The 14,196-nt window shown below is 30.4% G+C and carries 16 protein-coding genes, 1 pseudogene and 1 riboswitch; of the genes and pseudogenes, 6 read left to right on the plus strand and 11 right to left on the minus strand.

The genetic code is table 11. The features are described 5' to 3' along the window. The first annotated feature begins 112 nt into the window (after positions 1-112). Together AJ932_RS05810 and AJ932_RS05815 are read left to right on the plus strand one after the other, a co-directional pair. Positions 113-2,167, plus strand: a complete 2,055-nt coding sequence (locus AJ932_RS05810) for a TonB-dependent receptor domain-containing protein (protein ID WP_044778839.1) — start codon at positions 113-115, stop codon at positions 2,165-2,167. Positions 2,168-2,249: 82 nt separating this feature from the next. Then, entirely contained in the window at positions 2,250-2,846 is a 597-nt protein-coding gene (locus tag AJ932_RS05815; protein WP_044778825.1) for an NUDIX domain-containing protein, read from the plus strand. A 31-nt stretch (positions 2,847-2,877) separates the two neighbouring features. On the opposite strand, the gene AJ932_RS11030 is transcribed toward AJ932_RS05815, so the two are convergent. The 4 genes and pseudogenes from AJ932_RS11030 to rpmB all read right to left on the minus strand — a co-directional run bounded on the left by AJ932_RS11030 (position 2,878) and on the right by rpmB (position 4,579). Continuing rightward, positions 2,878-3,312 carry a CZB domain-containing protein gene (locus AJ932_RS11030; protein WP_373604568.1) on the minus strand — a complete coding sequence of 145 codons (435 nt, stop codon included), beginning with the start codon at positions 3,310-3,312 and terminating at the stop codon, positions 2,878-2,880. After that, positions 3,310-3,564, minus strand: a pseudogene (locus tag AJ932_RS11035) (methyl-accepting chemotaxis protein); the annotation flags it as partial. The pseudogene AJ932_RS11035 and the gene AJ932_RS11030, both read right to left, overlap by 3 nt. 420 nt (positions 3,565-3,984) lie before the next feature. After that, positions 3,985-4,200: a YdcH family protein gene (locus AJ932_RS05825; RefSeq protein ID WP_002855201.1), complete on the minus strand. Its 216-nt coding sequence runs from the start codon at positions 4,198-4,200 to the stop codon at positions 3,985-3,987. Between the two features lie 184 nt (positions 4,201-4,384). Further along, positions 4,385-4,579, minus strand: a complete 195-nt coding sequence (rpmB, locus tag AJ932_RS05830; protein ID WP_002854974.1) for a 50S ribosomal protein L28 — start codon at positions 4,577-4,579, stop codon at positions 4,385-4,387. A gap of 139 nt (positions 4,580-4,718) precedes the next feature. On the opposite strand from rpmB, the gene rpe reads away from it, so the two are divergent. From rpe to thiC, 3 genes are all read left to right on the plus strand, one after another. Then, positions 4,719-5,366 carry a ribulose-phosphate 3-epimerase gene (gene rpe / locus AJ932_RS05835; RefSeq protein WP_002859889.1) on the plus strand — a complete coding sequence of 216 codons (648 nt, stop codon included), beginning with the start codon at positions 4,719-4,721 and terminating at the stop codon, positions 5,364-5,366. Further along, positions 5,363-6,124, plus strand: coding sequence for a 3'-5' exonuclease (locus AJ932_RS05840; protein ID WP_044779802.1), 762 nt, complete (start codon positions 5,363-5,365; stop codon positions 6,122-6,124). Before rpe ends, AJ932_RS05840 begins: the two co-directional genes overlap by 4 nt. Before the next feature lie 21 nt (positions 6,125-6,145). Continuing rightward, a riboswitch (TPP riboswitch) is annotated at positions 6,146-6,250 on the plus strand. A gap of 56 nt (positions 6,251-6,306) precedes the next feature. After that, a complete protein-coding gene (thiC, locus tag AJ932_RS05845) occupies positions 6,307-7,599 on the plus strand; it encodes a phosphomethylpyrimidine synthase ThiC (protein ID WP_070278945.1) in 1,293 nt (430 codons plus the stop codon). On the opposite strand, the gene AJ932_RS05850 is transcribed toward thiC, so the two are convergent. From AJ932_RS05850 to AJ932_RS05875, 6 genes are read right to left on the minus strand one after another with little or no spacing between them, the layout of a single operon-like run. Further along, entirely contained in the window at positions 7,591-8,109 is a 519-nt protein-coding gene (locus tag AJ932_RS05850; RefSeq protein ID WP_044779804.1) for a hypothetical protein, read from the minus strand. The genes thiC and AJ932_RS05850 overlap by 9 nt on opposite strands. Next, positions 8,099-8,626, minus strand: coding sequence for a hypothetical protein (locus tag AJ932_RS05855; RefSeq protein ID WP_044779805.1), 528 nt, complete (start codon positions 8,624-8,626; stop codon positions 8,099-8,101). The genes AJ932_RS05850 and AJ932_RS05855 overlap by 11 nt, the downstream gene beginning before the upstream one ends. After that, the gene (locus tag AJ932_RS05860) at positions 8,623-9,582 is read right to left on the minus strand and encodes a hypothetical protein (protein WP_044779806.1); all 960 of its coding nucleotides are present in this window, start codon (positions 9,580-9,582) and stop codon (positions 8,623-8,625) included. Before AJ932_RS05860 ends, AJ932_RS05855 begins: the two co-directional genes overlap by 4 nt. Before the next feature lies 1 nt (position 9,583). Next, entirely contained in the window at positions 9,584-10,213 is a 630-nt protein-coding gene (locus tag AJ932_RS05865) for a lysophospholipid acyltransferase family protein (RefSeq protein ID WP_044778821.1), read from the minus strand. Then, the gene (gene miaB / locus AJ932_RS05870; RefSeq protein WP_044778820.1) at positions 10,197-11,498 is read right to left on the minus strand and encodes a tRNA (N6-isopentenyl adenosine(37)-C2)-methylthiotransferase MiaB; all 1,302 of its coding nucleotides are present in this window, start codon (positions 11,496-11,498) and stop codon (positions 10,197-10,199) included. The genes AJ932_RS05865 and miaB overlap by 17 nt, the downstream gene beginning before the upstream one ends. Continuing rightward, positions 11,495-11,737: an HP0268 family nuclease gene (locus AJ932_RS05875; protein WP_002851103.1), complete on the minus strand. Its 243-nt coding sequence runs from the start codon at positions 11,735-11,737 to the stop codon at positions 11,495-11,497. Before AJ932_RS05875 ends, miaB begins: the two co-directional genes overlap by 4 nt. A 127-nt stretch (positions 11,738-11,864) precedes the next feature. Here AJ932_RS05875 and nusA point away from each other — a divergent pair, with 127 nt between their 5' ends. Next, the gene (nusA, locus tag AJ932_RS05880; protein ID WP_002859895.1) at positions 11,865-12,953 is read left to right on the plus strand and encodes a transcription termination factor NusA; all 1,089 of its coding nucleotides are present in this window, start codon (positions 11,865-11,867) and stop codon (positions 12,951-12,953) included. A gap of 15 nt (positions 12,954-12,968) precedes the next feature. Here nusA and AJ932_RS05885 read toward each other — a convergent pair whose 3' ends face one another. Beyond that, positions 12,969-14,156: an MFS transporter gene (locus AJ932_RS05885; RefSeq protein ID WP_070278943.1), complete on the minus strand. Its 1,188-nt coding sequence runs from the start codon at positions 14,154-14,156 to the stop codon at positions 12,969-12,971. Between the last annotated feature and the right edge of the window lie 40 nt (positions 14,157-14,196).

Raw genomic sequence — 14,196 nt, forward strand, 5'->3', positions numbered from 1 at the left:
ATTGTTATCAAAATTAAGTTAATTAAAAGTATTCTTTTTTTATACTTCAAAAATGATTTTAAATATCAAAATAATTATTTTTAAAGGAATTAATTTGACTCAAATTAAAAATATGAAATTTAAAAAAAGTTTACTGTGTTTTTTAATTTTATCTGGAGCTTTGTTAAAAGCAGAAGAAAAATATCAACTTAATGATGTTGTGGTTAGTGCTAGTGGTTTTGAACAAGATTTGGTTGATGCGCCTGCTAGTATTTCTATCATTACAAAAGAAGAGCTTGAAAAAAAGCCAATTAAGGATATAGGGGAGGCTATAGGAGATATTCCAGGTGTAGATGTGACTATGAATAAAACAGGCACTTATGATTTTAGCATACGAGGTTTTGGTAGTTCTTATACTCTAGTTTTAATTGATGGAAAACGTCAAAGTGTTGCAAATGGGTTTTATGATAATGGTTTTAGTGGCAGTGAGTCAGGATATCTACCACCTTTGTCTATGATAGAGCGTATTGAGGTTATACGTGGTCCAGCTTCTACACTTTATGGCAGTGATGCTGTAGGTGGTGTGATAAATATTATCACTAAGAAAAATCCTGATAAGACTGAGGCAAATATAGAATTTAACACTCTTTTACAACAGCACTCTAATCACTATGGCAATGCTGGGGGATTTAATGCTTATGTGGCAACTCCTTTGATTGAAGATACATTATCAATTTCTGCAAGGTTGAAGTATTATGATAAGGCAACTTCTGATTTAAAATGGCCTACACCGGTTTGGAATGGTGGTACCCAAAGACCTGAAAATTTTCAAATTGCTAGTCATAGTCCAGGTGCTTTTACTAGTTTAGGTTTTGGTTCTAGGCTTAATTGGACAGTAAATGATAAAAATAATATATATTTTGATATAGAACGATATATTAATGAAATTTCAGTGAATTCTACAAGTAGTAGGGCTATTAAAAGCGAAAGGCAACTGTTTAAAGATAATGTTGTTTTAAATCATGATGGTAATTATGATTTTGGTTCAACTAGCTCATATTTACAATATGGTAGCACTAAGGATAAGGAGTTACATAGTCAAATTTGGGTAGGAGAAGGTAAGGTTGTTTTACCTTGGAATTTAGGTCAATACGGTAATTTAGTAAATACCTTTGGTGTAAGGATTGATTATGAGATGTTAAAAAATGATCAAGCAAGCGCAGGTAGTCAAATAAGAGGTAAAAATCTTGATCAAACCACGGTTGCGCTTTATGGGGAAAATGAGTATTTTATAACCGATGATTTGATTTTTACTACAGGTTTGCGTTATATTTATAGCAATTTGTTTGATTCTGAATTTACCCCTAGGATTTATTTGGTTTATCACTTAAATGATAATATAGCCTTTAAAGGAGGTGTTTCAAAAGGCTATAAAACTCCTGCTGTCAAGCAGTTGACAAATGGATATTATAATTATGCCAATAATAATGCTTATTTTGGAAACCCTGACTTAAAACCAGAAGAAAGTATAAATTATGAATTGGGTGTTGATTTTAGGGTATTTGATTTTGCACATTATTCTATCACAGGATTTATTACTGATTTTACAAATCAAATCAGTAGTGAAGATTTAACAGGTATGCAAAATGGTATTAATTGTAACAATACCACTGTTTGCACTCGTCCTATTAATCTTGGAAAAACACAGACTAAAGGTGTAGAATTTGCATTTAATACCAAAACTTACAATGGCTTTAGCCTAAATTCAAGTTATACTTTTATGGATAATCGCTACAAAGATGGTCAAAAAAATTGGTTTGGTGGTGATAGAATAGAAAATTTACCAAGGCATATAGCAATGTTAAAATTAAACTATGAGCGAGGTAAATTTAGTTCCTATATAAAAACACGGGCAAGACTTGATACTATAGCTAAAGCAAAAGGTGGCGGTAATGGTAGTCTGCCATGGCAAAAATATAAGCCTTTTTATATAGTAGATTTAGGGATAAATTATAAAATTAATAAGCAATCTAGCTTAAGTTTTGCAGTGCAAAATCTTTTTGATAAAAATTTCTTCGATCCTCAAGTTACTAAATGGGATGGGGCTAATCCTGCTGGATATGCAAATCGTTATCAAGACTATACAGAAGGAAGGAGTTTTTGGTTGAGTTATAAATATGATTTTTAATTTTTTAAGGCTTTAATCATCTTTATATTTTCAAAAAAGCAAAAATAAAGTACAATGTGAAAAATAAATAAAAGGTTTTATTATGGCGTTTAAAAATTTAAAAGAACTTTCTTTTGAAAAATCAAATTATATTAAGCCTAAGAGATTTGCTTATGAAAGTAATGGTAAGTTTTGTACTTGGGATTTTATAGAATCTAAAGATAGTGTTTCAGTGCTTTTGTATCATAAAGAATTAGAAAGTTTTATTTTTGTACGCCAATTTCGCATACCACTTTGGTATCATCAAATGCATGATAAAGATTATGTAAAAGATGATAATATGGGCTATACTATAGAGCTTTGTTCAGGACTTGTAGATAAAAAATTATCTTTAGAGGAAATAGCAAAAGAAGAATGTATAGAAGAACTAGGGTATGCTCCTAGAAATTTAGAAAAAATAGGAGATTTTTATACAGGGTTTGGTTCAGGTGTAAGCAAGCAAAGCTTTTATTTCGCAGAAGTTGATGAAAAAGATAAAATTTCTTCTGGAGGTGGAGTTGGTGATGAAGAGATTGAAGCTGTTTATGTTAAGGTGCAGGATTTTGAAAAAAAATGTAAAAATATGATAAGAACGCCTTTGCTTGATTTTGCTTATATGTGGTTTTTAAAGGAAAAGTGGGGAAAATTAAAGATTATTTAGGTTAAACCTTAAAAAGGTTCAACCTAGGATTTTAATGATCTGACTCATCAAGCATTTCTTTAAATACATTGAAAAGATCAAGCGATGCATTTTCAGCAACTTCACATTTATTAATTATGCTGTGTTGAGTAATATCTTTGCTAATATCTTCTGTATTTGCTATTGTTATAGCATTATTCATATTTTCATGAACTTTTTCATGTGGCTCGTTAATTTTTAAGAAGCTTTTATTTTGCCCAAATCTTTCTTTTCCAGTGCTAGCAAGCCATTTTCCTAAGCGACAAGATGTATGATCGGCTAATTGCTTTCCTGATTTGGAAAAAATTTCTTTATAAGCATTTAGTTTAAAAGCTATATGATCTAGTTTTGCTAAAGATACGAAAGCTTCTGAAGCGATACCAACTGCATTTGAATTGGTAGAATGCGCTTCATTTACTAAGTGAGTAAATTTTTCGGAAAAACTCATAATATGAGCATTAGAATCTATAGAAATTTTTTCAACTTGCTCACTTTGAGTATACATTTCATTTGCATTTTGCTTTAAAAGGTTGATATTCATTTCAACTTCTGTGGTTGCTTTTTGTGTTTTTTCAGCTAGTTTTCTTACTTCATCAGCAACAACAGCAAAACCACGCCCATGTTCACCTGCGCGTGCAGCTTCTATAGCAGCGTTAAGAGCTAAAAGATTGGTTTGATCGGAAACATCTTTAATTAAATTGATTACATTAGTAATTTCATCAACACTTCTATGCAATGTTCCTGCAACATCTCTTGTTTTATTGGCTGATTCTGTAATATCCCCTAAGGAAGCATTGATAGAATTAGCAATATGGTTAAGTTCATCCATTTCAGCAAGAGAAGTTTTAGAATAGCTAGAGATAACTTCTGCCTTATTTACATTTTCTAACATATCGCCTTGAACAATAGTAATATTTTTTAAAACCCCAGTTAATAAAACATTTAAAAGATCTGTTTTAAGTTTAGACTCTAAAGCCGCTTGTTCTAATGATGTAATTTTATTTTTTAATTCTAAATTTTCCGATTGAAATTTTTCAATTTTATGTGCAAGATTTTTATTTTCTTCTTCAAGTTTTTGAAGATCAGAATGGTTTATTTTACTTCCAAACATTGTTTTGCCTTATTTTTTATAATTTGCTAGATATTGGCTAAGTTCATCTTTTACATGAAGCTTTTCTTTTTTTAAGGTTGAAATTTCCATGCTGCTAAGAGAAGTTCTACCTTCTTCTGCATCTTTAATCATGTCATCAAGTTCATTATGACGATCAAATAGTTTATCAAAATGAGCATCTTTACCTTTTAGCTCTGACATTAATTCTCTATATTCATGTAGCATAAACTCTCCTTGTATTAGTGAAATTTAAAATTCATTTAATAAGGTATTTTACACTATTAAAAGATATTTTTGGCTTAAAAAATAATAAACTTAATAATAATTTTTAAATGTGTGTTATATAAGTGATTTATTAAATTTTATTTTTAAATTTGAAATATTAAAATTGAGGAATAAATCCTCAAAATTATTTAGAATTTTGTTTTTTTAGAGTTCTCAGAGTAGAAGCTGCAATTCTCATTTTTCTCGTGGTGCCATCTTCTAAAGTTACACGAACTGTTCTGAGATTAGGTAAAAAGCGTCTTTTTGTTTTATTGTTAGCATGGCTGACATTATTACCCACCATTGGACCCTTGCCTGTGATTTGACATACTCTTGCCATTTTCTTGTCCTTATGAAAATTTTTAAATGGAGATTTTATCAAAATTAAGCTTAAAATATTCCATAATTTATAGTTTTTTTAATATATAAGTCGATAAAATATTATTTATCACATTTATATATACTTTAAGGTTTTGATCATGTATGTAGCTCCAAGTTTATTGTCTGCAAATTTTTTGAAATTAGAAGAAGAAGTTAAAGCTATTGAAGCTGCAGGTGCAGATCTTTTACATATTGATGTAATGGATGGACACTTTGTTCCAAATTTGACTTTTGGACCTTGCGTGATCGAAAAAATTTCAACTATTAGTAAGTTGCCATTAGATGTGCATTTGATGGTTAAAGATGTAAGTAAATTTATAGATCTTTTTATCCCTTTGAAACCAAAATTCATTTCTTTTCATATGGAAAGCGAAGTTCATCCTATAAGACTTTGTGAATATATAAGAAGTCAAGGAATCCATCCTGCTATTGTTTTAAATCCGCACACTCCTATTGATTCTATTAAACACATGCTAGAATTTGTAGATATGGTACTTTTAATGAGTGTTAATCCTGGATTTGGTGGACAAAAATTTTTACCTTTGGTGCATGAAAAAATCAAAGAATTGCGCCAAATGATTGATAAAAAAAATGCTAAAGTTTTTATAGAGGTTGATGGTGGTGTTAATGGTTTAAATGCTAGCGATTTAGAAGAATCCGGAGCTGATATTTTGGTGGCTGGAAGTTATATTTTTTCTTCTAATGATTATAAAACTGCAATTTCATCTTTAAAGCTTGAATTTTGAGTTTGCAGCAAATTGATCAGATTATTTCTATATTAAATAAGCAAAGCAAGCCTTATGATTGGGTGATGCAAGAGTTTGCCAAAGTTGAAGAATTAAAAAATTTTGATTTAGATTTGGAAACTTTTGAGCTTTTGGGTTTGGGTTTAACTTTGAATAAAGATAATATTTTTACCCTTAAAACACGCACAACAAAAATTAAAGATGAAATTTTTTGCATAGTAGATATAGAAAGTACTGGCGGTGTAAGTAAGGGGGAAATTTTAGAAATTGGAGCAGTAAAAATTCAAAATTCTAAAGAAATTGGACGCTTTCAAAGTTTTGTTAAAGTAAAAGAAATTCCAGAAAATATAACCGAACTTACGGGTATTACTTATGAGATGGTGGAAAATGCTCCAAGTTTAGCAAAGGTTTTAAGTGATTTTAGGCTTTTTTTAAAAGACAGTATTTTTGTAGCGCATAATGTGCGTTTTGATTATAGTTTTATTTCTAAGGCTTTAAATGAGTGTGGTTTTGGCATTTTGCTTAATCGTCGTATTTGCACTATAGAATTTGCACAATGTTGCATAGAAAGCCCAAGATACAAACTAGAAGTTTTAAAAGAGCTTTTGGGTATAGAAAATGCACATCATAGGGCTTTAGATGATGCTTTAGCAGCTGCTGAAATTTTTAAATATTGCCTTGGAAAACTTCCTTATCATATAAAAACTACAGAAGAACTTATAAATTTTACAAAGACTGCACGCATAAAGCAAAAATAAATATTTAAAGTGTATAATTAAAACATAAATGACGGGAGCTTGTGTAACAGGCTGAGAGTAAGCTAAAAGCTTAGACCGAACCGGATCTGGATAATGCCAGTGTCGGGAAGATTTATAAATTTCAATACTTTAAAAATTTATACTCACCCTTCATTTATCCAAATTTTTTAAAGGATAAATTTATGAAAACTCAAATGAATTATGCCAAACAAGGTATTTTTACTAAAGAAATGCAGATTGTTGCACAAAAAGAAAATTTAAGTAAAGATTTTTTGCTTGAAAATATTGCTTGCGGTAAAATTATTATCCCTGCAAATATCAACCATAAGAGTCTTGATCCAAATGGTATAGGCTTTGGACTTCGAACTAAGGTTAATGTAAATTTAGGAGTTTCAAATGATTGTGTTGATTATAGCGAGGAAATGAAAAAAGTAGAGCTTGCTCATAAATTTGACATAGAAGCGATTATGGACTTAAGCAATTATGGCAAAACAAGTCGTTTTAGAGATGAGCTTGTTAATGTTTCAAAAGCTATGATAGGAACAGTTCCTGTATATGATGCAGTAGGATTTTTAGAAAAGGATTTAAAACAAATTAATGCCAAAGACTTTTTAGATGTTGTATATCATCATGCTAAAAGTGGGGTTGATTTTATGACAATTCATGCAGGTATTAATTCTCGCGCAGCGCATATTTTTAAACAAAGTAAAAGACTTACAAATATAGTTTCAAGAGGAGGCTCTGTGCTTTATGCTTGGATGATGATGAAAGATGCTGAAAATCCTTTTTTTGAGTATTATGATGATTTGCTTGATATTTGTTTAAAATACGATGTAACTTTATCTTTGGGTGATGCTTTGCGTCCTGGCTCTACCCACGATGCAAGTGATGGGGCACAAATTTCAGAGCTTATAGAATTATCACTCCTTACTCAAAGGGCTTGGGATGTTGGGGTTCAAGTAATGATAGAAGGTCCAGGGCATATGGCTATTAATGAAATAGAGGCAAATACGCAATTAGAAAAGCGTTTATGCAAAGGAGCGCCTTTTTATGTCTTAGGACCTTTGGTAACAGATATTGGCGCAGGGTATGATCATATTAGTGGTGCTATTGGAGGAGCTGTGGCTGCAGCTAGCGGTGTTGATATGCTGTGTTATGTAACACCTGCTGAACACTTAAGACTTCCAAATTTAGAAGATGTTAGAGAGGGTATAGTTGCGACTAAAATTGCAGCTCATGCGGGAGATATAGCTAAACTTCCAAAAGAAAGAGCAAGAGATGATGAGATGAGTAAGGCTAGGCAAGAGATAGATTGGGAGAAAATGTTTAAACTTGCTATTGATGGAGAAAAGGCCAAAAAAATGTTTAATGAGCGTCGTCCTGATGATTTAAACTCATGTTCCATGTGTGGAAAAATGTGTGCAATGAATACTATGAATCAAATTTTAAAAGGCGAAGATGTGAGTTTAGCTTGAATAAACTTTGAGAGTAAGATCTATAGAGATACCTTGCTCTCCTGCTTTAAGATTAAGTGGATAATCAAGCTTGATTAAGTTATTATAGTTTTTTAGAGCATCAATAAAATCATAAAGCCTTCTAGGATTGTTCATTGTCGCTTTAATGGCTAAGCGGTTTTTTAGATATTTTTCTTGTTTTTCGGGCTTAGTTTCTTGAATTTTTACATTTTGAAAATATTTTTGTAAAAAAGTATCAAAATTTCCTATATTAAAATTTTGCTCAAATTGCTCTAAACTTTTGTTGTTTTCGCTTCTTAGAGTTGATATTTTATCTTCACTAAAGTCAAATTTTGATTTAGCGGCTTTTAAGATAGCAAGTTGTGAGTTTTCTCTAAGATTTGCTTGTTTGTAATTTTTTAATGTCGGTAAAAGTAAAAATAAGATCAAGGCTGTGCAAACGCTTATAAAACTTAACGCGCAAATGATAAGCTTTAATAAATCAATTTCTTCTAGGCTTTTATCTTTCATCTGCAACTCCTGGAATTTGTTTACTAATACTAACAAAACGATACCACCCATTATCTAAGCGATAATAGGTTGTATAGCTTTGATCAAAGATGCTTTTTAAAGGGGTTTCTAAAAGTAGAGTAAACATTTCTCTTGTAGGAGTGACTCCGATAAGTTTTAAGGAATATTCGTCTTGTTCAACACTTTCAAGAGTAATATTATCAGTTTTTACAATAATATCAAATAGATTTCTTAAGCTTTCTTTAATAATTTGATTTTGAGTGTTAAAATTTTTCGCTATTTGGCTTTGATCAAATAAAATTTCATAAAGCATTTCATTTTGCTTAGTTTGATTTTGAAGCACTATAACTTGTTGTTTTTCATCATCGATAGAGCTATTGATTAATGCAATTTTTATTGTATATGTAAAATATACTAGCAAGATAAATAATATACTAAAACCAAAAAGTCCTAGCCAAATTTTATCAAAGAGTGTGAAAATAGGTTTTTTTCTTGGCTGTATGAAGCTATAAGTCATTTAAGCTCCTTTCGCATCAATTCTATCATAAGATCTAAGGTGTTGATTTGTTTTGTTTTTATCTCTAAAAAAGTTTCACTTTCTAAAAAATCAATAGCACTTATGTTAATATCTGATTCGCTATATAATGAAATACCATTGATAAATACCCCAGCATATTTATCATCATTATAAAATTTTTCAATGCTCGTAATAATATAACGGCAAAGTTCCATATCATTGCTAAATTGATTTAATTCATCAAGATTAAAATTATCATTATTATCTAAAGTTTCAAGATTATTTTCTTGATCAAGTAGGTCAAATTTATTATTTAAGGCTTCATTGAAGTTATCTAAGGTAACTTCAGTATCATCGTTGTTGTTTTCAATTTCTTGATTATCTTCTGATGGAAGTTCAAGCTCTAAACCTAATTCTTGCTCAAATATTTTAAAATCACCGTATAAGATAGTATTGCCTTTAGCAACAATAATTGCCAAAAGATGTCCTTGCTTAAATCCATAAAGTAAGATTTGATCATCAGGCTGTTTTTCTTTTTGTATATTGTAGTAAAGAAGAGCAAAAGGGGAATATAAAAAATCTAAACCTCTATATTCTTCAAAAAGCTCGCTATAATATTCCACATGTTCGGTAGCTGTATAAACAAGGGCATTATTAAACAAAATATGCTGTAAGCTGATTTTTCCTATATTAAAGTGCTCACAATCTTGAATATTTGTACTAGGTATTAATCCTTGTTCTTTGGCGTCTAAAAATAAAGCAGTGTGGTAAAATAAGAAATGTTTGCTTAAATTTTTTATGTATTCTAATAAATTTTCACTTTTATCAAAAGTTTTTTCATTGCTACTGATTAGTTTACTTCCTCTATAAATAGAAGCTTTCACAATATTTTTTTTATCTTCTAAAATAATACTAATAAAAAGTTGTGGAAATATTTTTTTAAGTAAAAACAACATTTCATTCCTTAAATTGATCAGCTAAGCTAATTTTATCAAATTGTTCCATTAGAAATTCTTTAGCTTTTTCTTTATCTAAAGATAAAATATCCAAAGGTTCACTTAGACTATAAGTAATCTTACTAAAAGGTTTTGGCAAGATCATCTTATCCCAACTTTTAAATTCCCAAAAACGATTTGCTTCATAGTTTAAAATTCTTATCTTTAGTCCTTTTTTTTGAGCTAAAATGATGGAACCATCTGAAATACTATGATAAGGCCCTCGTGGACCATCGGGCGTGATAACTATATCGTCATTTTGTTCTAAAACTTTAAATGCAGCTCTAAGTGCACCGCTAGCACCCCTTGAAGTGCTTCCTCTTACGGTATCAAGACCGAAAAGCTTGATGATTTTTGCAATTTGTTCTCCATCTTTATGGTGAGAGATCATGACATAGGCTTTTTTATTTTTTTGTCTATAATGTCTAAACGCAAAAGGCATGAGTGCTAATTTTCCATGCCAAAAAAGTATCACACCAGCTTTACGGTCAACTTTTTCACCTTTATAGTGCTTTTTACAGCTTAAAAAAATAAGCCATTGCAAGATGAAAATTATATATGTTAAGCAATGGATTTTAAACGATTTCCCCATATAAAACCATACGCTTTGCATTAGTGATTTTTACTTCTTTAAATTGCCCTAAAAGTTCTTCGCTACCTTCAACTTGAACTAAAAAATTATTATCTGTTCTTCCAGCAATGCTATTGCCTGCTCTTAATTCTTCAAATAAAACTTTAAAAGTTTTATTTTCTTGTTTTTTTACAATTTCATCTAAAATTTCACTATGACGATTTTGTAAGGTGCTAAGTCTTCTTGAAGCTGTTTCTTCATCGATTTGATTAGGCATGGTTGCGGCTTTTGTTAAAGGGCGTTTGGAGTATTTAAAAGAAAAAATTTGTTCAAAACGCACTTTTTCCAAAACATCCATAGTTTCTTCAAAATCTTTTTCACTTTCCCCTGGAAAAGCTACAATAATGTCTGTAGAAATGCTAACATTTGGACAAAGTTCTCTAAGTTTTAAAGCTCTATTTAAATACCATTCTTTAGTATAGCCACGCTTCATAGCTTTTAAAATTTCACTTGAGCCGCTTTGTAAAGGCATGTGCATGGATTTGCAAACTTTTGGATTATTGGCAAAAACTTCTAAAAATTTATCATCCATATGCAAAGGATGTGGACTTGTAAAGCGAATGCGTTCCAAACCTTCTATAGTGCTAAGTTCTTCTAAAAGATCTGAAAAGTCCATTTTTTTATGTTCGTTTCTAAATCTTTTGCCGTAGTTATTGACATTTTGTCCTAGCAAGAAAATCTCTTTAGTGCCTTTTTCAACGGCTTTTTGAGCTTCTTTGTAGATGATGTTAAAAGGTATGGAAATTTCATCTCCTCTAGTATGTGGCACTATACAATAAGTGCAGTGTTTATCACAACCTATGGAGATATTAATATAGGATTTATAAATACTATTTCGAAAATCTGCAAAAGCAAATTCACTTTCATCATAGTCTATGTCCACCCCCATAAATTTTGGAGTTTTTATAGCTTGAGTGATTTTGGAAATATTTCTTGCCCCTAGAACAAAATCCACATAAGGAGCACGTTTGAAAATTTCATTTCCCAAATGTGATGCAGTGCATCCACAAACTCCTATTTTAGCACCTTCTTTTTTAACTTTTTCAAAGCCACCCACTTCTGAGAAAAGTTTATGCACAGGTTTTTCACGCACTGAACAAGTATTAATAAGAATAAGATCTGCTTCTTTGATATCTTCTGTTAGTGCGTAATTTTCTTTTTGTGTTAATTCTGCGATCATATGCTCAGAATCTCTGACATTCATCGCACAACCTAAAGTTTGGATAAAAAGTTTTTTAGCACTCAAAGAATATGTACCTCATACATAAAATCATTATCATCAAGTCCGTATTTTACGGTTCTATGATAAATGCTTACTCCTTTTTTTTCAAAATGATTTACAAGGGCAATGAGTTGTTTGTGTGTATTATCTTTATCAAAATAAAAAAACTTTTGTCCTTCTTTTTCTATAGCCTCTTCGATTTTTTCTAGGCTAATATTTTTAGGTTTTTCATTAATCAAAGTTCTTGCCAATTTTAATTCCATAGCTAAATCCTTAAGAATTTTCATTTTAATCTGTAATTTTAGCAAATTTTACTTTTAATTAAACTTATTAAGGATATAATTTTTACCTACATTATTTAAATTTCCCACAAAAAAGGTTTTATAAAATATGGAAAAGATAGCAGATATTATCGAATCTATTGCTAATGAAAAAAATTTAAACTTAGAGAATGTAAGAGAAAAGGTAGCTACCGCTTTAATCAATACTGCAAAAAGAATTTATGGACAAGAATATGAGTTTTTTGTGGATCCTAAAAATTTAAATCTTTATCAAAAAATTACCATAGTAGCAGATAATGACGAGAGATTACAAAATAAAAGTGAGAGTTTTATCGCGTTAAGTAAGGCAAAATCAGAAGCTCCAGATGTTGAAATAGGAGATGAATTAACCTATGAATGTTCTTTGGAAAATTTAGGAAGAACTGCGGTAAATACCTTGCATAAAGAACTTGAATATCATATACAAAAATTATTAGAACAAACTATTTTTGAAAAATATAAAAACAAAGTAGGGCAAATGGTTTTTGGTACAGTTGTTAGAGTGGATAATGAAGAAAATACTTTTATTGAAATAGATGAATTAAGAGCTTTTTTACCAAGAAAAAATCGCATTAAAGGGGAAAAGTTTAAAATAGGTGATGTGGTAAAAGCTGTGATACGCCGTGTTTATACAGATAAGGGTATTAAAATCGAGCTTAGTCGTACAAGTCCTAAATTTTTAGAATGTTTACTTGAAGCTGAGGTTCCAGAAATCAAAGATGGTTATGTCAATATTATAGGATGTGCTAGAATTCCAGGTGAAAGAGCAAAAATCATTCTTCAGGCCAATGGAGCAAATATCGATCCTGTAGGTGCTACAGTAGGTGTTAAAGGTGTAAGAATTAATGCAGTAAGCAAAGAGCTTCATAATGAAAATATTGATTGTATAGAATTTACAAATGAGAGTGAAATTTTAATTTCTCGTGCCTTGGCTCCTGCTATTGTAAATTCTGTGAAAATTGAAGATAAAAAAGCTATTGTAAGTTTAAATAGCGAACAAAAAAGTAAAGCTATAGGAAAAAATGGTATTAATATTCGCCTTGCTTCTATGTTAAGTGGTTATGAAATAGAGCTCAATGAATTAAGCTCATCGCAGCTAAATAATGCCATCAGTAATGAAGAAGCAATGAAAAATCTTCAAGATTTGTTTAAAATTTAAAATATTTGTGAATTTTCACAAATATTTTTTATAAAACCACTTCCAATAAAATGCCGCAAAGATAAAAATCATACCCAATAAACCTGTAATCAGTTCTAAACTCAAGCCTATTTCAAATAAAAAGCCCATAAGCATTGAAATAATAGCGCTAAAACTAAGATAAATCATATCTGTATAAGCGATCGCTCTACCATGATATTCTTTGTCAGCATTTTTTTGTATCATAGTGTAGGTGTAAGCCCAAAGTGCTGAGGTAAAAAAACCTGCGCCAATTAAACCTAAAAAAGAAATATAAAAATTAAATTGAGTTAAAGCCCAAAGTATAATACCAAAACCTTGACCAAGATACATGTAAAATAAATTTTTATCATTAATAAATTTGCTTAAAACCATAGGTCCTATAGCTAAAGAACAAGCACGTACTGCATTTAAAAACCCTATTGCTAAAGCAGCAGATAAAACTTCTTTATATTGATGTTGCGCTAAAAGCGTAACCAAGGTTTCATAAGCAGTTAAACCTATAAAAGCGTGAAGCAAGATAAGATGAAAAATTATTTTATTATTTAAAACATAGAAAAATCCTTCTTTTATCATGGTAAAAAAGCGACTTTGTGTTTTTTGATGAAAATCAGGAATACTTAATCTTACTAAAAAAGAAATGCCTATGAGTATAAGTACACAGTCAAATAAAAAAGCGGTTTTAACTCCTAGAAAATAAATAAAAATTCCCGCACTTGCCATACCTGTTGTATAAGAAATCGCCCAAATGACACTGTGCATTTCATTAGCGAGTTTAAGTTCTTGAGGGGTTAAAATTTTCGCCAATAAACTCATTTCAGCTTGAAAATAAATCGAAGCAACGCAAAGTCTTATGAAGATTAAAATAAACAAAAGCCAAAGCATGCTAAGACTTGTGACAAAAATAAGACAAAAAATAGAAATTAATTCTATGCTAATCATACTGAGTAAAAGTTTTTTAGGTTTATTTTTCTCTACTATGACGCCATTAATAGGAGCAAGCAAAACTCCAGGTAAAAAAGCAAGCATAGCACTTGTAGCTGTTGCCCAAGTAGGAGCATTAAGCTCGACTAAAAGGGTAAAAACTCCAGTTTGAGAAAACCATGCTCCAAAATATACTATAAACTGAACCGAAGCTAATATTCTGATATTTTTATTATTTTTTAATAGTTCAATGTAATTCATAAGCGAAACTATAGCATAATTTATATTTTAAATGCTATAA

The sequence above is a fragment of the Campylobacter sp. BCW_6873 genome, assembly GCF_001762365.1.
Taxonomy (GTDB): Bacteria; Campylobacterota; Campylobacteria; order Campylobacterales; family Campylobacteraceae; genus Campylobacter_D; species Campylobacter_D jejuni.

What these genes read in the sequence shown, in the direction of transcription:
- AJ932_RS05810 (WP_044778839.1), top strand. Translation starts at nt 113, where the DNA reads ATGAAATTTAAAAAAAGTTTACTGTGTTTTTTAATTTTATCTGGAGCT.
- AJ932_RS05815 (WP_044778825.1), top strand. Translation starts at nt 2,250, where the DNA reads ATGGCGTTTAAAAATTTAAAAGAACTTTCTTTTGAAAAATCAAATTAT.
- AJ932_RS11030 (WP_373604568.1), bottom strand. Translation starts at nt 3,312, where the DNA reads ATGAGTTTTTCCGAAAAATTTACTCACTTAGTAAATGAAGCGCATTCT.
- AJ932_RS05825 (WP_002855201.1), bottom strand. Translation starts at nt 4,200, where the DNA reads ATGCTACATGAATATAGAGAATTAATGTCAGAGCTAAAAGGTAAAGAT.
- rpmB (WP_002854974.1), bottom strand. Translation starts at nt 4,579, where the DNA reads ATGGCAAGAGTATGTCAAATCACAGGCAAGGGTCCAATGGTGGGTAAT.
- rpe (WP_002859889.1), top strand. Translation starts at nt 4,719, where the DNA reads ATGTATGTAGCTCCAAGTTTATTGTCTGCAAATTTTTTGAAATTAGAA.
- thiC (WP_070278945.1), top strand. Translation starts at nt 6,307, where the DNA reads ATGAAAACTCAAATGAATTATGCCAAACAAGGTATTTTTACTAAAGAA.
- AJ932_RS05850 (WP_044779804.1), bottom strand. Translation starts at nt 8,109, where the DNA reads ATGAAAGATAAAAGCCTAGAAGAAATTGATTTATTAAAGCTTATCATT.
- AJ932_RS05855 (WP_044779805.1), bottom strand. Translation starts at nt 8,626, where the DNA reads ATGACTTATAGCTTCATACAGCCAAGAAAAAAACCTATTTTCACACTC.
- AJ932_RS05860 (WP_044779806.1), bottom strand. Translation starts at nt 9,582, where the DNA reads ATGTTGTTTTTACTTAAAAAAATATTTCCACAACTTTTTATTAGTATT.
- AJ932_RS05865 (WP_044778821.1), bottom strand. Translation starts at nt 10,213, where the DNA reads ATGGGGAAATCGTTTAAAATCCATTGCTTAACATATATAATTTTCATC.
- AJ932_RS05875 (WP_002851103.1), bottom strand. Translation starts at nt 11,737, where the DNA reads ATGGAATTAAAATTGGCAAGAACTTTGATTAATGAAAAACCTAAAAAT.
- nusA (WP_002859895.1), top strand. Translation starts at nt 11,865, where the DNA reads ATGGAAAAGATAGCAGATATTATCGAATCTATTGCTAATGAAAAAAAT.
- AJ932_RS05885 (WP_070278943.1), bottom strand. Translation starts at nt 14,156, where the DNA reads ATGAATTACATTGAACTATTAAAAAATAATAAAAATATCAGAATATTA.